Source organism: Streptomyces sp. NPDC047886 (genome assembly GCF_043204435.1).
Lineage (GTDB): Bacteria > Actinomycetota > Actinomycetes > Streptomycetales > Streptomycetaceae > Streptomyces.
The window spans coordinates 84,275-106,445 of sequence record NZ_JBIDCF010000013.1; the positions used below are offsets into that span (position 1 = coordinate 84,275).

Consider the following 22,171-nt stretch of genomic DNA (forward strand, 5'->3'; position numbering starts at 1 on the left):
TCGAACCGTTGCGTGGTTGCCCGCTTCGGCGGTGATTCGTTGCGCGGCGCTCCGCCCGAGGCCGGAGGCGGTTCCCCTGTGCCCGGCCGGGCTACGGCTACGCGGGCGAGCCGGAGGAGAAGCGCCGCAGCAGCGGCGACAGCACCAGCACCGACTTGGTGCGCTCGACGAACGGCTCGCCCGCGATGCGCTCGAGCACGCGCTCGAAGTGGCGCATGTCGGAGGCGAAGACCTGGACGATCGCGTCCGCCTCGCCGGTGACGGTGGAGGCGGACGCGACTTCCGGGTAGCGCTCGAGACCGCGCTGGATGGTCTCGGGCGAGGTGTTGCCGCGTGCGTAGATCTCGATGAAGCCCTCGGTCTCCCAGCCGAGCGCCGCCGGGTCGACCCGCACCGTGAAGCCGGTGATGGCGCCTTCGGCGCGCAGCCTGTCCACCCGCCGCTTGACGGCGGGGGCGGACAGGCCGACGAGCGAGCCGATGTCGGCGTAGCTGCGGCGGGCGTCTTCCGCGAGCGCGTGCACGATGCGTTCGTCGAGGTCGTTCAGTCGCACGAGGGGTGGATCACTTCTCTGCCGTGGCCATTCGGGAGCGGCGCATGCCGTACAGGAAGTAGAACACGAGGCCCGCGACCATCCAGCCACCGAAGGCTATCCACGTGGGTGCTTCCAGGCTGATCATGTTGTACGCGCAGAACAGGAAGCCCAACAGCGGGAAGAGCCAGCCGAACGGCACCTTGAACGTGCGCTCCATGTCGGGGCGGGTGTAGCGCAGGACCACCACGGCCACGTTGACCAGGGCGAAGGCGAAGAGCGTGCCGATGCTGGTGGCGTTCACGAGCTCGCCGAGCGGGATGAGCGCGGCGAGGACACCGCAGAACAGGGACACGATGATCGTGCCGATGCGCGGGGTGCCGGTCTTCGCGTCGACCTTGCCGAAGGCCTTGGGCACCAGGCCGTCGCGGGACATCGCGAACAGGATGCGGGTCTGGCCGTAGAGCACGGCGAGGACGACGCTCGCGATGGAGATGACCGCACCGGCGGCGAGCAGCGTGCCGAAGAAGGTCTGGCCGCTGACGTCGTTCATGATCGCGGCGAGCGATGCCTGGGAGCCCTCGAACTTCGTCCAGTTCCAGGCGCCGACGGCGATGGCGGCGACGAGGACGTACAGCGCGGTGACGATGATCAGCGAGAGCATGATCGCGCGGGGCAGGTCGCGCTTGGGGTTCTTGGCCTCCTCGCCCGCCGTGGAGGCGGCGTCGAAGCCGATGTACGAGAAGAAGAGCATCGCTCCGGCCGCGCTGACACCCGTCATGCCGAGCGGCATGAAGTCGGCGTAGTTGCCGGACTTGAAGCCCATGAACCCGACAGCGCAGAACAGGACCAGGGCGCCGATCTTCACGATGACCATGATCGTGTTGACGCGGGCGGACTCGCGGGCGCCGCCGAGCAGGAAGACCATCGCGAGGAGCACGACGATCAGGGCGGGCAGGTTGACCACACCGCCCTCACCGGGCGCGGACGACAGCACGTCGGGGATGGTGACTCCGATGGTGCCGCTCAGCAGTTCGTTGAGGTACTCGCCCCAGCCGACGGCCACGGCGGCCACGGACACGCCGTACTCCAGCACCAGGCACCAGCCGCAGACCCAGGCGACGAGTTCGCCCATCGTTGCGTACGCGTACGAGTAGGAGGAGCCGGCGACCGGGATGGTGCCGGCCAGCTCGGCGTACGAGAGGGCCGAGAACAGCGCCGTCAGACCGGCGATCACGAAGGCGATCGTGACCGCGGGGCCGGCCACCGGTACAGCCTCTCCGAGGACGACGAAAATGCCGGTGCCCAGTGTGGCACCGATGCTGATCATGGTCAGCTGCCACATGGAGAGGGTGCGGCGGAGGCTGCCGCCCTCGCCCTTCCCACCCTCTGCGACCAGCAGTTCCACCGGCTTGCGCCGGCCGAGGGCGGAGAGCGGGGACTTCTTGGGCGCCGAGTTCTCCGTGGCAGGTGGGGCTACGCCTTGGTCCAGCACGCGTCAGGCTCCTTCATCACTGCGGGGGTGAAGGACGGCGACCGACGGCGGGTGCGCGGGCAGACGAAGACGACCCGCGGGGGAGGGGGAACCGCCGAGCAGGCGGTCACCGCCACTCCTGGTACGGGCCCTGAGCCTACGAGCTGCCCTTCGCGCTCGTAATGCATCGTTGTTGCGCATCGGTGGATGATCATTGCGCGCTTCGGGCACGGACGGGGAAACATTGCGCGCTGCCGCACGAATCGACACATTGAGGGTCGGGAAGGGGTGAGTCGACCGGACGGTGAGACGTACCCGGACAGAGGGCCCGAGCGGGCCCCTGGGCGGGCGGGTCCGGCACGGTGGTGTGGGTCGACGGACGGAGGTCGCCATGGCGGTCGCGGGCTGGCTCGACCCGGCGCCCTTCCTGCGCGGTACGGCGTGGCTGGAGGGCGGCAGGCCCGTACGGGCGGATCCCGCCGACGCCGTGCGCCTGCCCTGGGACACGGCTGAGAGGGCGGCGCTGCCCATCGGTGTACGGCTGGAGTTCACCGCGTCGGCGGCCACCCGGGCCGTCGAGATCCGCTACCGGGCGAACGTGCCGGACCCGGCGGACCCGCTGCACGGGTGCGCGCACTGCTTCGGCCTGTGGCGCGGCGACCGGTGCGTACGCGAGGTGCTGGCCTCCCCCGCCCCCACGGGCTCGGTCACCCTGCCGCTCCCGCCGGGCGGAGGGCCGTTCACGGTGTACCCGCCGGAGAGCCAGGCCCCGGTGATCCTCGGCGTCCGCCCGGTCGGCGGGGCGGTCGCCCCGGCGCCGCGCCGACCGCGCTGGGTGGTGTACGGCGACTCGATCACGGAGGGGTGGTGGTCCACCCGCCCTGCCCGTGCCTGGCCCGCCGTGGCCGGGCGCGCCCTCGGCCTGGACGCCGTGAACCTCGGCTACGCGGGCTCGGCGCGGGGCGAACCGCCCGTCGCACAGCAGCTGGCACGGCTCCCCGCCGCGCTGCTCACGGTGGCCTTCGGCACGAACTGCTGGGACGGCGTGCCGTACTCCGCTCCCCTGCTGTACGAGACGACACGGGCGTTCGTCGGCCTGGTACGCCGGAACCGGCCGGACACCCCGCTGCTGGTCGTGTCGCCGCTGCTGCGCCCCGCCGCCGAGTCCGCGGCGAACGCGCTCGGCGCGGACCTCGCCGACCTCAGGGCGGCCGTCGAGGCGGCCGCCAGGGACCTCGTCGCGGCCGGCGACGAGCGGCTCGCCCTGCTGCCGGGGCGGGACCTGCTGGCCCCTGAACACCTCGCGGACGGACTGCACCCGAACGACACGGGCCACGCCCGCCTGGCGGCAGCGGTCGCGGGCGCGGTGCGGGCGACGGGATTCCCGGGGGCCCCCGACGCGCGGGCACGGTCCTGAGAATCGTCGTGGCGCAACCCACCGTGGGTTCATCAGGATGGATACGGAGAGGTTCCTCATGTACTGAGGTCGTTGGCTCCGTCTTGAGACCCATGTGTTCCCGCAGGGGCAGGGGACGGGCTTACACGTGCATGGTGTGGGTGAAGCCGAGGCAGGTCAGTCCTTCGGCCTGGCACAGCCGGTCGGAGGGGCCGCCGACCTCGGTCTGGAGGAGTTGGTAGGCGGCGCCGTGGGACTGGCCCCAGCGCATCGCGGCCCGCCACAGGACACGTCCGAGGCCCTGGCCTCGGGCCTCGGGCAGGACGGCGAAGTACTGGGGCATGAGCTGGGGACGCCCCTTCGCGTCCGCGCGCACCCCCATGGGGCCGATCGCGCCCACGATGCGGTCCTCGATAGCGGCGGCGAGGACCGGGCCGCACCGGTCGGCTTGCATCTGGCTGTGGAGGAAGGCCAGGCCGTCGGCGGCCATGGCCTCGGCGAACGGCGCGAAGGTCTCCTGCACGGCGGTCGACCAGTCGGTGACGGGGCGGACCGGGCCGTCGGGGGCGGGGCAGGAGCCAGCGGTGAAGTCCTTCACCTGGATGCGCGTGCCGCACGGGTGTGCGGTTCGGGGGCCCAGAGGGCGTACGACTCTGGCGTTCACCACGTCGTGCGCGGCGGCAAGCTTCGCGGCCAGCTCGGCAGCCTCCCCCACCACGCTGTCGGGGAGCCCGTAGGCGAAGACCTTGACGGTGCCGCGTCCGCGTGGGGTCAAGGTGGGGATGAGGGTGTGCTCGGACTGGTGCACCACGTCTTCGCAGAGGACTTTCTCGCCTTTCTCGCCGCCCCAGCGCTGGTCCTTGTCGTAAGACAGGAACTCCCCGGTGTCGGCCGCTCGCAGGATGTCCTCGAAGATGCCGGGGGTCAGCGCATCGGGGTGGACGGGGCCGAGGGTCGGCACGATCGGCGCGGCCAGTTGGGGCCGGAGCCAGTCCCAGCGGAAGAACATGAACGGCACCCTAACGGTGAGCCAGGCTGGGCTCAGGCCCCGGACGGGAGCGTGCCGGGGCCTGAAGTGAGCTGACCGGATCGTGTCGGTCAGTGGGGGTTGTCGTCCCCGGCGTCGCAGGAGCACTCCGCGCTCTCCACGATCACGTCGAGGTCCTGGACGGCGGTGATCGACGCGGTCGCGACGGGCGGGGCCGCGCGGCGGGCCGAGGCCGGCGGGCCGGGGAGGATGGTCACCGGTACGGGCGGGGTCATGAGGCGTTCTCCTTGTCTCCGTGCTGGCAGTAGCTGTGCAGCGGCGCCTTGGCCTCCTGGTAGTGCTTGGCCAGGGGGCGGCAGACCCGGCAGGTGCCGGACAGGGCGCAGCCCTCGCACCCTCCGGTGCGAAGCATGAGGCGGTCGGCGATGGCGCCGAGCCGGGTGAGGCCGTCGATGCCTTCGGCCATGAGGTCGATCTGGTCGTCGCGGCCGACCTTGCAGATCGAGACCTTGGCGTGCGGGTCGGCGTGAAAGAAGGTGTGTCCCGCGTTGCAGCCGGCGAACGGCTTGCGCTGTCGCAGGTGGGCGGCGGACTGGGCGAGCAGCGGTTCACCGCCGCCGTAGATCGTGGGCGTCATGTTCGTGTACGCGTGGTTCTCGACGTTCCACTCGTCGGCGAGGGCGGCCATCTCGTCGGCCTCGGAGGCGTTGTCCTCGGTTACCACGATGTTGATGCGCAGCGGCAGGCCCGCCTCACGGGCGGCGTCCATGCCGCGCCGGAACGCCTTCCACGCCCCGCGGCGCTGGGTGAGTGTGTCGAAGGACTCCTCGCTCGCCCCGTACATGCTGACGACCAGCCGGTAGGGCGGGCAGTCCCGGAAGAGTTCGAGGAGGTCGGGCCGCCAGAGCAGCGAGCCGTTGGTGGAGATGGTGAGCATCATCCCGGCCTGCCAGGCGTACCGGTAGGCGCCCTGGAAGTGGGGGTCCATGGTGGGTTCGCCGCCGGTGATCTGGAGCCAGAGGACGCCGGCCTCGCGCATGATGTCGAGCAGTCGCACCTTGTCGTCCCAGCCGAGGCCGGAGAAGGGGCGCTCGCCGAGGTAGCAGTGCTTGCAGCCGAAGTTGCAGCCGAGGTTGATCTCCCAGGAGGCCCGGCAGTAGCCGTATGGGGACGGTTCGCGTACCAGCACGGTGCCATGCGCGGTCTGGCCACCCAGGTCCAGGCCCCACACGTCGGCGGCGGTCTGCACCGCCCAGGCGGGGAGCGACTCACCGTCGGTGGCGGCCTGACGCAGGCCCTCGTAGTGGTCGGCGGAGATTCGGGCACCGGCCCTTGCTCCCGGCTTGAGGAGCAGGTGCCCGTCGAGGAACGGGGAGGCGATCAGAGCGTGGGCCATCGGTGGCCCTCCTTCCGGATCACGGAGCGGGACAGCGAACGGGACTCCTGCCGGCTGGCGCGGCAGTGGATCTCTCCCAAGCCGTTGCAGGTGCCGCAGGTCTTGCCGGACGAGTTGGCGCCGCTGCCACCGCAGTCCCCGCACTGTTCGTTGCGAGGCGAGCGAGGGCGCTGGGGCTTGTGCGGGCTCGCGATCAGCTGGTGCACGAGACCTCCTCCATGGCGTCTTCCCAGGTGTGCTGTTTGGCGTGGTCGGCGAACAGACAGCAGCCCTCGCCGTCAGGACCAGGGGCGGTCACCGGGCAGTCCGGCAGTACGACGAGTTCCGTCTCGTCTGGCCCGTGCCAGCGGAGCCACAGCGCGGTCCCGTATGCGCCGGCGTCGGTGAGGAGGCCGAAGTGCTCCCCCTCGCCGTGCGCGGACAGCTGGCACTGCACGGCCCTGTCGATGTACGGGGCGGTCGACTTCTCCCGCGCTTCCCTTGCCAGTTCGAGGGGCACCCGGCGCCAGTGTGCGCAACGCATCACGACACCATCCGGAAGGACCCGACGGCATTCCGGGCCTGCTGCGAGCACCGGGTACAGACGCAGGGCGGGTAGCGACCTGGGTTCTCCGGGACCACCGGGTCCTCGCCCACGCGTACCTCCGTGAGAGGCCCCCACGTCTGGCCCGAGTCGCGGGAGACCCGCAACGTCATCCGTACGTCGTCCTGTCCGTTCGCCATGGCCAGGAGCATCGCGATCCGCGGGACCGGCCAGAAAGGCCAAGCGGATTACCCAACTTGGGTAACATCACCCTCGGTTGACCAAGTGCAGCGATCCGTAGTCCTCATGCCGGAGCGTGCCGATGCCCGAGCCATCTCGCTCGAAGGAACTCCCGGTCAGCCTGCTCACGGACCCAGTGATGATCGAGGCATGCCAGGCCAGAGACTTCGGCCGCATCTTTCAGCTGGTCAAGGCACGAGCAGGCATCTATCCGTCGATGATCGCGCGCCGCTGCGACCTGACCCCGAGCCGCGTGGGCGAGGTAATCGCCGGACGGCGACAGCTGCTGCACATGGACGTGATCGAACGGATCTCTGATGGGCTGCGCATCCCCGGACACATGCTCGGACTTGCCCGACGCTCCTGGGAGACGCCGCCCAGCCTGACGGTCATGCCCCGCGAACCGGCCGAGGTGCCGACCTCAGCCGTCGAACCACTGGCCGCCGGACTACCGGGGACGGACGTCGACAGCATCCTCGCCCTGGCGGCCGAGCGGGATCTCAGCGCCTCGACGCTGGACGCGCTGCATTCGTCGATCGCGGACTACTGGCGCCGGGACGACGAGCACGGTGGCGAGACCTTACGGCCAGCGGTCGTCGGCCAGCTCCGCTACGTCGTCGATCTCCTCAAGGAGCAGCGTCCGGATCCTCTGCGGGACGGCCTGCACAGCATCGCGGCCGAGCTGGCCCGGCTCACCGGATGGACCTACTTCGACGCCCGCCAGTACAACCAGGCACGCGCCTACTTCACCGAATCCCTCGGTCTGGCCAAGGCCATCGACGACCGCCAGTTCATGGCCAACGTCCTCGCCTGCATGAGCCTCCAGGCCACCTACCAGGACAAGCCTGGTGACGCCCTCGCACTCGTTACGGCCGCCCAGGACCAAGCCCGAGCGGCTGCGGGGACGACACCGCGCGTGCTGGCCATGCTTGCGATGCGCGAAGCCTTCGCCCACGCCACCCTTGGTAACCACGGCGCGACTCACACCGCGATCTCGGAAGCCCACACCCAGTTCGGGCGGATCAGCACAGGTGATCCGGACCCGGCCTGGGTCGCCTACTTCGACGAGCCAAAGCTGATCGTGGACACCGGCATCGCACACGGCCGCCTGGGTGAAGCCGCCCTCGCCGAACCCCTCATCGCGGACGCTCTCCGCCGAGAACACCAGTCGAACCACCGAGGCCGCGCCTTCCACGCCTTCTGGCTCGCCCGCACCCAGCTCCAGCGCGGCAAACTCGACGAGGCGTGCCACACGGCCATGGACGCCCTGGCCCCGGCGGCGGCCGTCAGCTCGCAACGGGTCGCCGGCCACCTCCGGGAGTTCTACGAGCAGCTGGAGCCCTTCCGCCGCGAACCGGCCGCAGCGGCGTTCGAGTCCCGGCTCAGGGAAGTGCTGCCCCGGCAGATCAGCGGATCGCCTCATCCATGAGCACGTAGAGCAGCCCGACGAGGGAGCCGCTGCTGACGATCTCTCGCCGGTCGATCATGCCCCGGACGTCGGCCAGCGGGATCCATTCGATCCGGTCCGACTCGTTTTTCTCGGTCGGCGGTCCCTCGTACGTCGCCCCGTCCGCCCGGAAGACGTGGTGCTGTGAGTCGGTGATGCCATTGGCCGGCTCGGCGTAGATCAGCGGCTTGATCGGACCGGGGCGCCAGCCGGTTTCCTCTAGCACCTCACGGGCCGCCGCCTCGGCCGGTGTCTCGCCCTCCTCGACCAGACCCATGGGCAGCTCCCACGCCCAGGCGTCCGTGATGAAGCGATGCCGCCACATCATCAGAACCTCGCGGCGCTCATTGACGACGGCGGCCACGGCCAGGTGCCGAAGCTTGACGACGTGGTGCTCCCAGCGGTGCCCGTCCGGCGTCTCGACGTCGGTGAGCCACAGGTTCACCCAGCTGTTCTCGTAGATCGGACGTTCCCCGTGGATCTTCCACTGCATCGCTGCGGCCCCTCTCGATCGGCCTCCAGCATCGCAGAGCAGCGGCTAGCCAGGGCCGACAGGGACGTGGTTCGACCAGGATTCACGTCAGAGTGACGAATACACGTTGGGCCTCCTGCGTTCTGCGAAGGGGACCCTCGTCGCCGGCCGCAGGCGATCGGCCAGGGGTGCCGTCACCACATGCAACGGCCTCTGAGCGCGAAGCTGTCGCCGAAGTCGAGCAGGAAAGGGCGGCCAAGGCGGAAAAGGCGGCTGCCCGCAGCACCCTCGTGACGAACACGCGGAAGCCGCCCCCGCGTGGCGGCGGGGGCGGCTCCGGGTGCTGCGGGGCCGGGCCTCGGGGGTCGTACGCGGGGGACCTGAGTCGGGACCGGCGTCGGCGGGGGTCCTGGTCGGGACCGGCGTCGCCTACGGGGCCGCGGTCGGGACCGGCGTCGCGGGGGGGATCAGCTCCAGCTGGCGTGCAGGGGCTTGCCCTCGGCGTAGCCGGCGGCGCTCTGGACACCGACGACGGCCTTCTCCGCGAACTCCTCCAGGGAGCCCGCGCCGGCGTAGGTGCACGAGGAGCGGACGCCCGCGATGATCGAGTCGATCAGGTCCTCGACGCCCGGGCGGGTCGGGTCGAGGAACATCCGCGAGGTGGAGATGCCCTCCTCGAAGAGCGCCTTGCGGGCCCGGTCGTACGCGGACTCCTCGCTCGTGCGGTTGCGGACGGCACGCGCCGACGCCATGCCGAACGACTCCTTGTAAAGGCGCCCGTCGGCGTCCTGCTGCAGGTCTCCCGGCGACTCGTACGTACCGGCGAACCAGGAGCCGATCATCACGTTGGACGCACCGGCGGCGAGCGCCATGGCGACGTCGCGCGGGTGGCGGACACCGCCGTCGGCCCACACGTGCTTGCCGTACTTCTTCGCCTCGGCTGCGCACTCCAGGACGGCGGAGAACTGCGGGCGGCCCACGCCGGTCATCATGCGGGTGGTGCACATGGCGCCCGGTCCCACACCGACCTTGATGATGTCCGCGCCGGCGTCGATGAGGTCGCGGACTCCCTCGGCGGCGACGATGTTGCCGGCCACGATCGGCACCTGCGGGTCCAGGCCCCGGACGGCCTTGATCGCCGAGATCATCGACTCCTGGTGGCCGTGGGCGGTGTCCACGACGATGGTGTCGACGCCGGCGTCGAGCAGCTGCTTGGCCTTGCCCGCCACGTCGCCGTTGATACCGACGGCGGCGGCGATACGCAGCCGGCCCCGGTCGTCGACGGCCGGGGTGTACAGGGTCGCGCGGAGTGCGCCCTTGCGGGTCAGGATGCCGGCGAGACGGCCGTCGGCGTCGACGGCGGGGGCGTAGCGCCGGTTGTGGTGATCGAGGGTGTTGAACGCCTCGCGCGGGTCGATGTCCGCGTCGAGCAGCAGCAGGTCCTTGGACATGACCTCGGACAGCTGTGTGAAGCGGTCGACGCCGGTCAGGTCCCGGTCGGTGACGACACCGACGGGCCGCTGGTCGGCGTCCACGACGACACCCGCGTTGTGCGCCCGCTTCGGGAGCAGGGACAGCGCGTCGGCGACGGTCTGGTGGGGGTCGAGCACGATCGGGGTGTCGAGCACGTGGTGGCGGCTCTTGACCCAGGAGATGACGTCGGTGACGACGTCGATCGGAATGTCCTGGGGGATGACGACGAGCCCGCCTCGGCGGGCGACGGTCTCGGCCATGCGGCGGCCTGCGATCGCCGTCATGTTGGCGACGACCAGCGGGATGGTGGTGCCGCTGCCGTCGGGGGCGGAGAGGTCCACGCCCTGGCGGGAGCCCACGGCCGAGCGGCTAGGCACCATGAACACATCGTCGTACGTCAGGTCGTACGGCGGCTTCAGGTCATTGAGGAAACGCACGTGCAGAACATCCCAGTCGTTCGGAGTTGGCCCCCGGGCATCTCAGCCGGGGGGAAAACGCACGTACTTCATTCTCCCATGGGTGCGGCCGTTCGAACCCCGGGCGAAACCTCCAGGTCACAGCGGGTGACCTGGGAGGTTCCTCCAAGCCGCTCGGCGGCCCGCCAGGGTCCGCGTTCAGTTGTCGGGGTCGAAGCGCTCCAGCGCGGGCCTCGGGCCGGGCTCCGACTCGGTGAGCAGGAAGTCCGCGGCCGCGGTGTCCGTCACCAGGCTGGTGACCAGGCCGGAGCGGAGCACGGCGCCGATGGCGGCGGCCTTGCGGTGGCCGCCCGCGATGGCCACGACCTCGGGGATGCGCCGCAGCCGGTCGGCCTCGACGGTGATGCACCGCTCCCCCAGGTCCCGGCCGACCCGGCGGCCCGCCGCGTCGAAGAGGTGCGCCGACATCTCGGCGGCGACGCCGAGGGAGGCGTAGTGGGCGCGCTCCTCGTCCGTGAGCATGTCGTGGACGGTGGAGATGCCCGGCTCCCAGGAGCCGATGGACACGGCGGCGACCGTGACCTTGTCGAAGTACTCGAAGGCGCGGGCGATACCGGTCTGGTTGCGCAGCGCGGCGGCGGTGGCCGGGTCGGGCAGCAGCATGGGCGCGTAGATGGGGTGCGCCTCGCCGCCGGAGACCTGGGCGGCCCGGCGGACGGCCTCCACCGAGCCACGCTCGGCGGTGCCGGCGTCGTACACGCCGGTGAGCTGGACGACCGTGCACGGCGGGAGCCGGTCGAGGGCGGCCGCCATGTGGATGGTGGAGCGTCCCCAGGCCAGTCCGAGGACATCGCCCTCGGCCACCAGCTCGCCGAGGAGGTCGGCCGCGACCTCGCCCAGGTTCTCGGGGTCGGGCGACTCGTCCTCGCCCTCGGCGGGCGATTCCACGACGACGGCGTGGCGCAGGCCGTAGCGGGCGCGCAGGGCGTCGGAGCGCTCCGCGTCCAGCTCGGCGGGTACGCGGATCTCGATGCGTACGAGATCGCGTTCCAGGGCGGTCTCCAGGACGCGGGCCACCTTGAAGCGGCTGACGCCGAACTCCTCCGCGATCTGGATCTTCGACTTGCCCTCGAGATAGAAGCGACGGGCCATGGCCGCCGCCTGCACCAGCTCCGCGGGTCCCATCCGCAGGGCTGGTCGTCCCGCCGACATTGACGACACCGCGTTCTCCTCACTGCTGTTCACACACTCCGGATCGCCATCCTTGCAGATCCGGCGGTCCTTGATCAGGCCTGTTGGTTTGCGTTCATCTGCCGGTGACCCCCTGGTGGCTCAGTGTCCGCACGCCCACGCGGCCGAGGCCGTCGCCCGCGTGGCCTGGTCGCGCAGGGCGCGGACCGCGTCGGCCGGGTCGTCGGCCCCGTACACCGCGGAACCGGCGACGAACACGTCCGCGCCGGCCTCGGCGCAGCGCTCGATGGTGGCCGCGGAGACACCGCCGTCGACCTGCAGCCACAGCTCGAGACCGTGCTTGGAGATCAGCTCACGGGTACGGCGGATCTTGGGCAGCATGATGTCCAGGAACGCTTGGCCGCCGAAGCCGGGTTCCACGGTCATGATGAGCAGCATGTCGAGCTCGGGAAGCAGGTCCTCGAACGGCTCGATCGGCGTGGCGGGCTTCAGCGCCATGGAGGCGCGGGCGCCCTTGGCCCGGATCTCCCGGGCGAGCCGCACCGGCGCGGCGGCGGCCTCGACGTGGAAGGTGACGGACCCGGCGCCCGCCTCGACGTACTGCGGGGCCCAGCGGTCCGGGTCCTGGATCATCAGATGGCAGTCCAGCGGCGTGTCCGTCGCCCGGCTGAGGGACTCCACCACGGGCACGCCCAGGGTGAGGTTGGGCACGAAGTGGTTGTCCATGACATCGACGTGGAGCCAGTCGGCGCCGTCGACCGCCTTCGCCTCCTCGGCGAGACGCGCGAAGTCGGCGGACAGAATGCTGGGGTTGATCTGGGCCATGTGCCAAGCCTGCCATGCTCCGTGGCCGTTCCTCGCCCCGATCCCCGCCGAGCGGTCGCGCGGCCCGGCACACTCCGCCCATTCCCGGCAAAACTCCGGGGTTGAGGGCCGAAGGGCCCTGATTTCCCGGAACACCGGCCGACCGGACCGCACACGGCGGGCCCGGTACGGCGCGGTCGGGGCCCGCCCGGCCGCGCGGCGCGGGCGTGAGCCGCTCAGCCGGTACGGCGCAGCAGCGCCAGGTACATCGCGTCGGTGCCGTGCAGATGCGGCCACAGCTGTACGTCGGGGCCGTCGCCGAGCGCGGGGACGCCGGGCATCAGCGGCCTGGCGTCGATCCACTCGGCGTCGACCGCCGGGAGCCCGCCGCGCCCCTTGAGCACGTCCTCGACCACCACGCGGGTCTCGGCCAGGTGCGGCGAGCAGGTCGCGTACCCGACGACGCCGCCGATCCGTACCGCCGCCAACGCCTCGACCAGGAGAGCGCGTTGCAGCGGTGCGAAGCCCTCCAGGTCCTCCGGGCGGCGGCGCCAGCGGGCCTCCGGGCGGCGGCGCAGGGCGCCGAGGCCCGAGCAGGGCACGTCGACGAGGACGCGGTCGAAGGAGCCGGGGCGCCACGGCGGGCGGGTGCCGTCGGCCGCGATCACCTGGTACGGGCCCGGGTTGCCGGCGAGCGCCCGCTCGACCAGCCGGGCGCGGTGCGGCTGCTTCTCGGCGGCGAGCAGGGCGGCGCCACGGCCGGCGGCCAGGGCGCCGAGCAGGGCCGCCTTGCCGCCGGGGCCCGCGCAGCCGTCGAGCCAGCGCTCGTCGGGGCCGTCGAGCGGGGCATCGGCCAGGGCGATCGCGACGAGCTGGCTGCCCTCGTCCTGGACGCCGGCCCGACCGTCCCGTACCGCTTCGATGGCGCCCGGCTCGCCGCCTTCGGCGAGCCGCACCGCGTACGGGGACCAGCGGCCCGGCAGCGCGGTGTCCTCGTCGACGACGTCCAGCAGCTCGTCCGGCGTGGACCGGCCGGGCCGCGCCACGAGCGTGACCTCGGGCCGCTCGTTGTCGGCCTCCAGCAGGTCCTCGATCCCCGCGCGGCCGCCGCCCAGCGCGTCCCAGAGCGCGGACACGACCCAGCGGGGGTGCGAGTGCACCACGGACAGGTGGTCCTCGGGGTCCTCGTCGTACGGCGGGGCGACCCGCTCCAGCCAGCCGTCCAGGTCATGCTGCGTGATCTTGCGCAGGACGGCGTTGACGAACTTGGCCCGCCCGTCGCCGAGCACCACCCGCGCCAGCTCGACGGTCGCGGACACCGCCGCGTGCGGCGGGATGCGCGTGCCCAGCAGCTGGTGCGCGCCGAGCGACAGGACGTCGAGGACCGGCGGGTCGACCTCGCGCAGCGGCCGGTCGACGCAGGCCGCGATGATCGCGTCGTACGTGCCCTGGCGGCGCAGCGTGCCGTACACCAGCTCGGTCGCGAGCGCGGCGTCCCGGGCCTCGAAGCCGTCCTTCTGCCGGGCCTTGCGCAGCAGCGGCGGCAGGACGAGGTTCGCGTACGCGTCCCGCTCGTCGACGGCGCGCAGCACCTCGAAGGCGAGGATCCGCACGGGATCCTTCTTGGGGCGCCGATGCGGCTTGGGGGAACGGCGACGGTCCTGCTCGCTCAAAAGGTGCTCCGCTTGGGGTGGGGGTCGAACCCTCCCAGGGTACGTCGCCCCGCCCGCAGGTCCGCCGCCGCCCGCAGGTCCGCCGCCACCCGTTGTCGCGGCCGCGGCCGCGGCCGTGGTCCTCGCCGTGGCCGTGGTCCTCGCCGTGGCCGTGGTCCTGGCGGTGGCCGTGGCCGTGGTCCTCGCCGTGATCGTGGTGCTGGCCGTGGCCGTGGTGCGCCACGGCGCGAGGACGGGGCAGGCACCACCCCTCAACCGCCGACCGACCGCCGCCCCTGCCGCCGGGCGCCGTCCGGGCTCAGGCGCCCAGTCGCTCCCCGGGCGCGACGCGGACGCCGCGGGCCCAGTCGGCGGCGCGCATCGGCTTCTTGCCCTGGGCCTGCACCCAGAGCAGTTCGACGGCGTGGGATCCCGTACCGACGTACACGTTGTTCTTGGCGACGGCCGGTTCGCCGGGGGCGAGGTCCGTGCGGTCGGGGACGGGGACCGCCTGGATCAGCTTGAGCCGCTCGCCGCGGAACACGGTCCACGCGCCGGGCGCGGGCGTGCAGCCGCGTACCACGCGGTCGACGCGGAGGGCCGGTGCCGTCCAGTCCACACGGGCGTCCTCGACGGTGATCTTCGGCGCCAGGGTGACGCCGTCGGCGGGCTGCGGCACCGCCTTGAGGGTGCCGTCCTCGATGCCGTCCATGGTCGCGGCGAGCAGCCCGGAGCCCGCGAAGGCGAGGCGGGTCAGCAGGTCGCCGCTGGTGTCGGTGGGCCGGATCTCCTCCGTGATCACGCCGTACACCGGGCCGGAGTCGAGACCCTCCTCGATCTGGAACGTCGACGCGCCGGTCACCTGGTCCCCCGCCATCAGGGAGTGCTGCACGGGTGCGGCGCCGCGCCACGCGGGCAGCAGCGAGAAGTGCAGGTTGACCCAGCCGTGGGCGGGGATGTCGAGGGCCGCCCTGGGCAGCAGCGCGCCGTAGGCGACGACCGGGCAGCAGTCGGGCGCGATCTCCCGCAGCCGTGCGAGGAACGCCTCGTCCCGGGGCCTGGCCGGCTTCAGCACCTCGATCCCGGCGTCCGCCGCGCGCTCGGCGACCGGGCTGGCGACGAGCCGTCGGCCGCGTCCGGCGGGAGCGTCGGGCCGGGTGACGACGGCCGCCACGTCGTGCCGGTCCGAGGCGATCAGGGCGTCCAGGGCGGGAACGGCGACCTCGGGGGTGCCTGCGAAGACCAGCTTCACTCGGGATTACCTCGCATGTTCGGGTTCGGTCGCGGGTGTCCGGCCGGGGTCCGGGGCCGCCCCCGGGGACCGGGTGGGCAGCGCACCAGTCTAGGGAGTGTCCGGCGGATCATGGTGGCATGGGAGCCGGTTGCGCTGTCCCGCTGGTGAGCGGGGTCTGGTGCGATGCGGACGCACGGCGGAGGAGGGAGCCGCTGCGGAGCATCGGCGACCGACGACAACGCCGCAGACGTGCGTGCCAGGGCACGCGGCCCAAGCATGATCCGCCGGACACGGCCTAGGGTCCGGGACCCCAGGGGGCGTACGTATGCCCGTGCGCCCTGCGCATATGCGGATACGCCCCTGCAGCGTGACCCCGGACGAGGGTGGCGCGTTGGTCAAGTGAGATTGACCGAAACGGGCCGCCCCGGTACGGCCCGCCCCTTTCAACGCCGGTTCGAGAGGCTTGTAAATGGCCGACCACGCAACCCACGACGCCCAAGCCCGGGCAAGCCTGCACCTGCTGGTGCGGGACATCGAGCGGGTCCGCCGGCAGGTGGACGCTCTGCGCACGCTCACGGCGCAGCTGGGCAATGTCTACCGCCCGCGGCGCTCCGGCCCGTCGACGGGCTTCGTCGTCTACGGCAGGGCCCCGGCCCCCACTGTCCGGCTCGCCCAGGAGCTGCGGGACAGCGTCGAGACCCTGGTGACCGCGGCGGTGGACTTCGACCGCTCGCTGGGCTTCTCGTGGGACGCGGTCGGGTCGGCGCTGGGGGTGACCAAGCAGGCGGTGCACCGCAGGTACGGCTCCCGGCGTGCGGCGGCTCAGCAGACGGGCGCGGCCGACGCGGAGCGGGTCGCCGAGCCGGCGGCCGCGCCGCGCCCCCTGCCGGTCGGGGCGCCGCTGCCGTCGGTGCCCGCGGCGCGTTCGATGCCGCCGCAGCCGACGGCGGGTTCGGCCTCGCTGCGGGACCAGGCGGCCCTGCGGGACCAGCCGATCCTCCGGGAGCAGGCTCTCCGGGACCAGGCTCTTCGTGACGCGGGCCTGCGGGACGCGGGCCTGCGGGAGCAGCCCCATCTTCGCGAGCAGGGCCTCCGCGAGCAGGGCCTTCGCGAGCAGGGTCTGCGGGACCAGAGCCTCCGCGAGGAGGTCCGCCCGAGCGCCTTCCCCGGCCCGCGCAACGGCTGACCTTCCACCCCGCCGCCCCCGCCGTCCGCCCCACCCGGTCGGCGGGGGCGGCCGTCGTGTGGGCGTCGACGCGCGTCGACGCGCACGGTCGCCCGACCGGGTGGGGGCCGCCCCGGTTCAGCCGATGTCCGGGGGATCCACGCGGATCCGGACCGGTGTGGTGGTGCCCCGGGCCTGCTTCGACGCCTGGGCCGTCTTGAGCGCGGCAGCCAGCGCCGCCCCGCTGCCCGGCGGAACCCGTAGCAGCGCCCGTTCCCAGACCTCGCCCGGCGGAGTGTCACCCGGGCGGCGAGGACCGCCGGGTGGGGGCGGCGGTACCGGCACGGGGCCCAGCACCTCGGCGTCACGCGGCAGTTCGGCGGCCGCCAGGAACGCGGCGAGGGCGTCCGGCGGACCGGCCACCGACGCCATCCGGGACACCGGCGGAAACCCCAGCTCGGCCCGCTCGGCCAGCTCCCGCTGGGCGTGGCCCACCGGGTCCCAGCGCACCAGGGCCTGCACCGGGCGCTGCGTGGGCTCGGCGACCACGACCACGGTGCCGCCCTCGTCCTGCCCCCGCACCAGGGACGCCGCGTCGATCCAGCGCCGCAGCGCCTCCTCCCCCGCCCGCAGGTCGGGCCGGTTCAGCATCGCCCAGCCGTCCAGCAGCAGCGCGGCCGCGTATCCGCCGTCGGCGACCGGTTCGGCGCCGGGGGTGCTCACCACCAGGGCGGGCCGGCCCGGCACGGTGTCCAGGATGTGATCGCGTCCCGAGGTGCGGACGGGCACCGCGGGGAACGCCCGCCCGAGCTCCTCGGCCGTGCGCCGCGCGCCGACCACCTGGGCGCGCAGCCGGGTCCCGCCGCACTCCGCGCAGTGCCAGTCGGGCGCGCCCCTGCCGCACCATCCACACCTCAACTCCCGCTGTCCGGGGGCCTCCAGGGGGCCGGCGCAGTGGGCGCAGCGCGCCGGTGTGCGGCACCGCTCACAAGCCAGGCGCGGTACGTATCCGCGCCGGGGCACCTGTACCAGCACCGGCCCGTGCTTCAGCCCGTCCCGTACGGTCTGCCAGGCCAGTGAGGGCAGGCGGGCGGCGCGGGCGGCCTCGTCGCGCGCCACCTCCGTGTCGCCGACGGTCCGGACGAGCGGGGCGGCGGCGCGGATCCGCTCGCGGGGGGCGGCCAGGGGCCGGGCCCAGCCGCTCTCCACGAGCTGGGCCGCCTCGACCGTGCAGCTCGTACTGCCCAGGAGGAAGGCGCACTTGTGGTGCGCGGCCCGCAGCAGCAGTACGTCACGGGCGTGCGGCTGGGGTGCGTGGGGCTCGCTGTGGCTGCTGTCGCCGTCGTCCCAGATGGCGACGAGCCCGAGGTCGCGTACGGGCGCGAACATGGCGGCGCGCGTGCCGACGACCGCCCGTACGGCACCCCGCCGTACGGCGAGCCACTGCCCGTACCGCTTCTCGGGGCCGGCCTCGGCGGTCAGCACGGCGTGCCGGCCATCGCCCAGGACACCTGTCAGGGCCGCGTCCACGCGGGCGGCGGCCCGGCCGTCGGGCACCACCACGAGGGCGCCGCGCCCGGAGGCGAGCGTGGCGGCCGCGGCCCGGGCGATCTCCTCCGCCCAGTGGGGTCCGGGCAGGGCGTTCCACACGGCGCGCGGCGCACCGCCGCGCGCCAGGGCGGCGATGAACGCCTCGCCCCGCGCGTACCGCGCCCAGGTGCCGGGCTCGGGCGCGGCGGGCGGGGGCAGCGGCGCGGGCGACGGCTTGGCCTCGGCCTTGGCGCTGCGCGGCGGCACGGCCAGTTGCAGGACGTCCGCGAGGCTGCCCGCGTACCGGTCGGCCACGGCCCGCGCCAGCCCGAGCAGCTCGGGGCCGAGCACCGGCTCGGGCGACACGACGTCGGCGAGCGCGGCGAGCGGCCCGCTGTAGTCGGACTCGGCGCGCCGCTCCACGAGGAACCCGTCGATGAGCCGCCCGCCCTCACGGCGACCGCCCCGCACCTGGTGCGCGCCCGCCCCGAACCGCACCCGGACCCGCACTCCCGGGCGCGCGACGGCGTCCAGTTCCTCGGGCACGGCGTAGTCGAAGAACTGGTCCAGGTGGAGGACGCCCTTGTTCACGACGACCCGCGCGACGGGCAGCTCTTTCGCCAGCGCGGCTCCCCGCCACGTCCGTGGCTTGGCCCGGGGCACCTTGGCCTTGCGCACCGCGTCCCGTATGAGCGCGAGCTGCTCGGGCGGCTGTTCCGGCCGCCTGCCCTCGTCGTTTCCGTTCGCGCTGCTCACAGCCCTATGCCTACCAGACCGCACTGACAGCGTCGCTGTCGGCGCCATGCGCCTGGATGGCCGCGTGGCCGGTCATGACACGGCCTGGCCGCTGTCCGTCACCCGGGCCGGGCCGGCCGGGGAGATCGCGGAGACCGGCTGTCGGCGAGCCGGGCCGAACGGTCCGGGCGGCCACGCCTCCAGAGCGCCGGGAGTCCGGCACCGCGTACGGTGCCGGACTCCCGGGGCGTCTGTGAGCGGAGCGGGCTTACAGCCCCGCCGCCTTGCGGAGGGCGTCGACGCGGTCGGTGCGCTCCCAGGTGAAGTCCGGCAGCTCGCGGCCGAAGTGGCCGTACGCGGCGGTCTGGGAGTAGATCGGGCGCAGCAGGTCGAGGTCGCGGATGATCGCGGCCGGGCGGAGGTCGAAGACCTCGGCGATCGCGTTCTCGATCCGCTCGACCTCCACCTTGGCGGTGCCGAAGGTCTCGACGAAGAGGCCGACGGGCTCGGCCTTGCCGATGGCGTAGGCGACCTGGACCTCGCAGCGCGAGGCGAGGCCGGCGGCGACGACGTTCTTGGCGACCCAGCGCATCGCGTACGCGGCCGAGCGGTCCACCTTGGACGGGTCCTTGCCGGAGAAGGCGCCGCCGCCGTGGCGGGCCATGCCGCCGTACGTGTCGATGATGATCTTGCGGCCGGTGAGGCCGGCGTCGCCCATGGGGCCGCCGATCTCGAAGCGGCCGGTCGGGTTGACCAGGAGGCGGTAGCCGTCGGTGTCCAGCTTGATGCCGTCGTCCAGGAGCTGCTTGAGGACGTGCTCCACGACGAACTCGCGGATGTCCGGGGCGAGCAGCGACTCCAGGTCGATGTCCGAGGCGTGCTGCGAGGAGACGACGACCGTGTCGAGGCGGACGGCCTTGTCGCCGTCGTACTCGATGGTGACCTGGGTCTTGCCGTCGGGGCGCAGGTAGGGGATGGTGCCGTTCTTGCGGACCTCGGTGAGGCGGCGCGAGAGCTGGTGCGCCAGGTGGATCGGCAGCGGCATCAGCTCGGGCGTCTCGTCGGAGGCGTATCCGAACATCAGGCCCTGGTCGCCGGCGCCCTGCTTGTCGAGCTCGTCACCGCCGTCGCCCGCGGCGGCACCTTCGACCCGCTTCTCGTACGCCGTGTCGACACCCTGGGCGATGTCCGGGGACTGCGCGCCGATCGAGACGGAGACGCCGCAGGACGCGCCGTCGAAGCCCTTCTTCGAGGAGTCGTAACCGATCTCCAGGATCTTGTTGCGCACCAGCGTGGGGATGTCGGCGTACGCCTTGGTGGTCACCTCGCCGGCCACGTGCACCAGACCGGTGGTGATCAACGTCTCCACGGCGACGCGGGAGGTGGGGTCCTCCCGGAGCAGCGCGTCGAGAATGGTGTCGCTGATCTGGTCAGCGATCTTGTCGGGGTGACCCTCGGTCACGGACTCCGAGGTGAAGAGACGACGGGACACAACGCTCCCTGGGTTTGCAGCGGCTGCTGGCGATCAATGACGGACCGGCAGGGGGCTGCGCCCCGCGTCGTTCCGAGGACAGTTTATCGGGCGCTCTCGTGCATTGGACCAGGTGTCTCGCACGGTGGGAGCCAGATCGGCCACAGTGCGCCTCCCCACGGTACGAAGATCACCTTCCGGTCTTCCATAAAACGCCCCCATCAGCCCCTTTCCTCCCGTTTTCCTACGTCTACTAGGGCGAATGAGAGATTCATCCCCACGGAGGCCGACGGCGGTGCGGCGGTCCCGGACGGCGTGGGCACGCCACGGCCGGCGGGGCGGTCGGGCGGGCGCCCGATCGGCGGGCTCCGGCGGCACCCGGCCGGGGCGGTCAGGCGAGCCGGGGGGCCACCAGGTCCCAGACGGTGTCGGCGAGGGCCTCCTTCGGGCCGTACGGGACCGGGGTCTCCGTGCCGTCGGCGGCGAGGACCACCGCCTCGTTCTCCTCCGCGCCGAACGTCTTGCGCTCCCCCACCTCGTTCACCACGAGCAGGTCGCAGCCCTTGCGGCGGAGCTTGTCCCGGCCGTTGGAGAGGACGTCGTCGGTCTCGGCGGCGAAGCCGACGACCACCTGGCCGGGCCTGGCGCGCTCGGCGGAGATCTCGGCCAGGATGTCGGGGTTGCGGACCAGGGCGACGGGTGCCGGCTCCTGGCCCTCCTTCTTCTTGATCTTGCCCTCGGCGTAGGCGGCGGGCCGGAAGTCCGCCACGGCCGCCGCCATGACCACCGCGTCCGCGTCGGCGGCCGCCTTCAGGACCGCTTCGCGCAGCTGGACCGCCGTACCGACGTGGACGACGTCGACGCCCGCGGGGTCGGGGATGCCGGTGTTGGCCTCGACGAGGGTGACCCTGGCTCCCCGGGCCGCCGCCGTCCGGGCCAGGGCGTACCCCTGCTTCCCGGAGGAACGGTTCCCCAGGTACCGCACCGGGTCCAGGGGCTCGCGCGTGCCGCCCGCGCTGACCACGACGTGACGCCCCGCGAGGTCCGGTCCGGTGACGCCCCGGGCCGACCGGTGCCGGTTCAGGACGAGGCGGCACACCTCGAAGATCTCGCCGGGCTCGGGCAGCCGCCCCTTGCCGGTGTCGACTCCGGTGAGGCGGCCGACGGCCGGCTCGATGACGACCGCGCCCCGGCGGCGCAGCGTGGCCACGTTCTCCCGGGTGGCGGGGTGCTCCCACATCTCGGTGTGCATCGCCGGGGCGAAGACGACGGGGCAGCGGGCGGTGAGCAGCGTGTTGGTGAGCAGGTCGTCGGCGAGGCCGTGGGCCGCCTTGGCGAGCATGTCGGCGGTGGCCGGGGCGACCACCACGAGGTCGGCCCGCTGTCCGATGCGTACGTGCGGCACCTCGTGGACGTCCGACCAGACCTCGGTGGACACCGGGTGGCCGGAGAGCGCGGACCAGGTGGCGGCGCCGACGAAGTGCAGCGCGGCCTCGGTCGGGACGACCCGTACGTCATGACCCGACTCGGTCAGCCGCCGGAGCAGCTCGCACGCCTTGTAGGCGGCGATGCCGCCGCTCACTCCGAGGACGACCTTCGGCTTGGGCTTGTCCACTGCGTCTCCCGCTTCCACTACGTCTCCCGCTTCGACGGTTCGCCGACCGATGCGTACGGATTCTCCGTACGGTTTCCAGGACACACCACAGGCCCGGCGGATCGCCCGCCGGGCCTGGTGATGAGATGAAGGAGCGCCTACTGCGCCGGGCCCTCTACGGACTCGGAGGTCAGCAGGCCCGCGTTGATCTCCCGCAGGGCGATCGAGAGCGGCTTCTCGTGGACGTGGGTGTCCACCAGCGGACCGACGTACTCCAGCAGGCCCTCACCGAGCTGCGAGTAGTACGCGTTGATCTGACGCGCGCGCTTGGCCGCGTAGATCACGAGGCTGTACTTCGAGTCCGTGGCCTCGAGCAGCTCGTCGATCGGCGGGTTGATGATGCCCTCGGGCGCGGTGATGGAAGAGGACACGCTCTAC

20 protein-coding genes are annotated in these 22,171 nt (G+C 72.5%); 3 read left to right on the forward strand and 17 right to left on the reverse strand.

All coding sequences use genetic code 11. The features are described 5' to 3' along the window. Positions 1-97: 97 nt before the first annotated feature. On the reverse strand, positions 98-553 hold the full coding sequence (locus ACGF5U_RS29645) for an Lrp/AsnC family transcriptional regulator (protein WP_168440253.1): 456 nt from the start codon (positions 551-553) through the stop codon (positions 98-100). Between the two features lie 10 nt (positions 554-563). Further along, positions 564-2,027: an amino acid permease gene (locus tag ACGF5U_RS29650; protein WP_392717614.1), complete on the reverse strand. Its 1,464-nt coding sequence runs from the start codon at positions 2,025-2,027 to the stop codon at positions 564-566. 370 nt (positions 2,028-2,397) lie between these two features. Between ACGF5U_RS29650 and ACGF5U_RS29655 the strand changes: the two genes are divergently transcribed. Beyond that, positions 2,398-3,423 (forward strand): GDSL-type esterase/lipase family protein, encoded by a 1,026-nt coding sequence (locus ACGF5U_RS29655; RefSeq protein WP_392717616.1) that lies wholly within the window; start codon positions 2,398-2,400, stop codon positions 3,421-3,423. 121 nt (positions 3,424-3,544) lie between these two features. Here ACGF5U_RS29655 and ACGF5U_RS29660 read toward each other — a convergent pair whose 3' ends face one another. From ACGF5U_RS29660 to ACGF5U_RS29680, 5 genes are all read right to left on the reverse strand, one after another. After that, on the reverse strand, positions 3,545-4,411 hold the full coding sequence (locus tag ACGF5U_RS29660) for a GNAT family N-acetyltransferase (RefSeq protein WP_392717618.1): 867 nt from the start codon (positions 4,409-4,411) through the stop codon (positions 3,545-3,547). Between the two features lie 89 nt (positions 4,412-4,500). Next, positions 4,501-4,665 (reverse strand): hypothetical protein, encoded by a 165-nt coding sequence (locus tag ACGF5U_RS29665; protein ID WP_162952559.1) that lies wholly within the window; start codon positions 4,663-4,665, stop codon positions 4,501-4,503. Then, complete coding sequence (locus ACGF5U_RS29670; RefSeq protein WP_392717621.1) at positions 4,662-5,786, reverse strand: radical SAM protein; 1,125 nt, start codon at positions 5,784-5,786, stop codon at positions 4,662-4,664. The genes ACGF5U_RS29665 and ACGF5U_RS29670 overlap by 4 nt, the downstream gene beginning before the upstream one ends. After that, on the reverse strand, positions 5,771-5,992 hold the full coding sequence (locus ACGF5U_RS29675) for a hypothetical protein (RefSeq protein WP_392717623.1): 222 nt from the start codon (positions 5,990-5,992) through the stop codon (positions 5,771-5,773). Before ACGF5U_RS29675 ends, ACGF5U_RS29670 begins: the two co-directional genes overlap by 16 nt. Continuing rightward, positions 5,980-6,309, reverse strand: a complete 330-nt coding sequence (locus ACGF5U_RS29680) for a hypothetical protein (protein ID WP_392818940.1) — start codon at positions 6,307-6,309, stop codon at positions 5,980-5,982. The genes ACGF5U_RS29675 and ACGF5U_RS29680 overlap by 13 nt, the downstream gene beginning before the upstream one ends. A gap of 322 nt (positions 6,310-6,631) precedes the next feature. On the opposite strand from ACGF5U_RS29680, the gene ACGF5U_RS29685 reads away from it, so the two are divergent. Continuing rightward, positions 6,632-7,978 carry a hypothetical protein gene (locus ACGF5U_RS29685; RefSeq protein ID WP_392717627.1) on the forward strand — a complete coding sequence of 449 codons (1,347 nt, stop codon included), beginning with the start codon at positions 6,632-6,634 and terminating at the stop codon, positions 7,976-7,978. On the opposite strand, the gene ACGF5U_RS29690 is transcribed toward ACGF5U_RS29685, so the two are convergent. The 6 genes from ACGF5U_RS29690 to fmt form a co-directional block, all read right to left on the reverse strand. Then, positions 7,956-8,489: an NUDIX hydrolase gene (locus ACGF5U_RS29690; RefSeq protein ID WP_392717629.1), complete on the reverse strand. Its 534-nt coding sequence runs from the start codon at positions 8,487-8,489 to the stop codon at positions 7,956-7,958. The genes ACGF5U_RS29685 and ACGF5U_RS29690 overlap by 23 nt on opposite strands. 446 nt (positions 8,490-8,935) lie before the next feature. Then, positions 8,936-10,378, reverse strand: coding sequence for a GuaB1 family IMP dehydrogenase-related protein (locus ACGF5U_RS29695; RefSeq protein ID WP_392717631.1), 1,443 nt, complete (start codon positions 10,376-10,378; stop codon positions 8,936-8,938). Between the two features lie 177 nt (positions 10,379-10,555). After that, positions 10,556-11,602, reverse strand: coding sequence for a sugar-binding transcriptional regulator (locus tag ACGF5U_RS29700; RefSeq protein WP_392818942.1), 1,047 nt, complete (start codon positions 11,600-11,602; stop codon positions 10,556-10,558). An 87-nt stretch (positions 11,603-11,689) separates the two neighbouring features. After that, the gene (gene rpe, locus ACGF5U_RS29705; protein ID WP_392717633.1) at positions 11,690-12,373 is read right to left on the reverse strand and encodes a ribulose-phosphate 3-epimerase; all 684 of its coding nucleotides are present in this window, start codon (positions 12,371-12,373) and stop codon (positions 11,690-11,692) included. Positions 12,374-12,588: 215 nt separating this feature from the next. Next, positions 12,589-14,025 carry an RsmB/NOP family class I SAM-dependent RNA methyltransferase gene (locus ACGF5U_RS29710; protein WP_392717635.1) on the reverse strand — a complete coding sequence of 479 codons (1,437 nt, stop codon included), beginning with the start codon at positions 14,023-14,025 and terminating at the stop codon, positions 12,589-12,591. 298 nt (positions 14,026-14,323) lie between these two features. Beyond that, positions 14,324-15,256: a methionyl-tRNA formyltransferase gene (gene fmt, locus ACGF5U_RS29715; RefSeq protein ID WP_392717637.1), complete on the reverse strand. Its 933-nt coding sequence runs from the start codon at positions 15,254-15,256 to the stop codon at positions 14,324-14,326. 451 nt (positions 15,257-15,707) lie between these two features. On the opposite strand from fmt, the gene ACGF5U_RS29720 reads away from it, so the two are divergent. Then, complete coding sequence (locus ACGF5U_RS29720) at positions 15,708-16,424, forward strand: hypothetical protein (RefSeq protein ID WP_392717639.1); 717 nt, start codon at positions 15,708-15,710, stop codon at positions 16,422-16,424. A gap of 117 nt (positions 16,425-16,541) precedes the next feature. Here the strand turns inward: ACGF5U_RS29720 and ACGF5U_RS29725 are convergent, their stop codons facing one another. The 4 genes from ACGF5U_RS29725 to rpoZ form a co-directional block, all read right to left on the reverse strand. Beyond that, on the reverse strand, positions 16,542-18,689 hold the full coding sequence (locus ACGF5U_RS29725) for a primosomal protein N' (protein ID WP_392717641.1): 2,148 nt from the start codon (positions 18,687-18,689) through the stop codon (positions 16,542-16,544). 247 nt (positions 18,690-18,936) lie between these two features. Further along, entirely contained in the window at positions 18,937-20,160 is a 1,224-nt protein-coding gene (metK, locus tag ACGF5U_RS29730) for a methionine adenosyltransferase (RefSeq protein WP_392717643.1), read from the reverse strand. 370 nt (positions 20,161-20,530) lie between these two features. Beyond that, positions 20,531-21,754, reverse strand: coding sequence for a bifunctional phosphopantothenoylcysteine decarboxylase/phosphopantothenate--cysteine ligase CoaBC (coaBC, locus tag ACGF5U_RS29735; RefSeq protein ID WP_392717645.1), 1,224 nt, complete (start codon positions 21,752-21,754; stop codon positions 20,531-20,533). Positions 21,755-21,891: 137 nt separating this feature from the next. Next, entirely contained in the window at positions 21,892-22,164 is a 273-nt protein-coding gene (gene rpoZ / locus ACGF5U_RS29740) for a DNA-directed RNA polymerase subunit omega (RefSeq protein WP_200421180.1), read from the reverse strand. Positions 22,165-22,171: the final 7 nt, after the last annotated feature.

Excerpts from the sequence above, each read along its gene's own strand:
- ACGF5U_RS29670 (WP_392717621.1), bottom strand. The coding sequence starts at position 5,786 with ATGGCCCACGCTCTGATCGCCTCCCCGTTCCTCGACGGGCACCTGCTC.
- ACGF5U_RS29690 (WP_392717629.1), bottom strand. The coding sequence starts at position 8,489 with ATGCAGTGGAAGATCCACGGGGAACGTCCGATCTACGAGAACAGCTGG.
- ACGF5U_RS29660 (WP_392717618.1), bottom strand. The coding sequence starts at position 4,411 with ATGTTCTTCCGCTGGGACTGGCTCCGGCCCCAACTGGCCGCGCCGATC.
- ACGF5U_RS29720 (WP_392717639.1), top strand. The coding sequence starts at position 15,708 with ATGGCCGACCACGCAACCCACGACGCCCAAGCCCGGGCAAGCCTGCAC.
- rpe (WP_392717633.1), bottom strand. The coding sequence starts at position 12,373 with ATGGCCCAGATCAACCCCAGCATTCTGTCCGCCGACTTCGCGCGTCTC.
- ACGF5U_RS29665 (WP_162952559.1), bottom strand. The coding sequence starts at position 4,665 with ATGACCCCGCCCGTACCGGTGACCATCCTCCCCGGCCCGCCGGCCTCG.
- ACGF5U_RS29655 (WP_392717616.1), top strand. The coding sequence starts at position 2,398 with ATGGCGGTCGCGGGCTGGCTCGACCCGGCGCCCTTCCTGCGCGGTACG.
- ACGF5U_RS29680 (WP_392818940.1), bottom strand. The coding sequence starts at position 6,309 with ATGCGTTGCGCACACTGGCGCCGGGTGCCCCTCGAACTGGCAAGGGAA.
- ACGF5U_RS29685 (WP_392717627.1), top strand. The coding sequence starts at position 6,632 with ATGCCCGAGCCATCTCGCTCGAAGGAACTCCCGGTCAGCCTGCTCACG.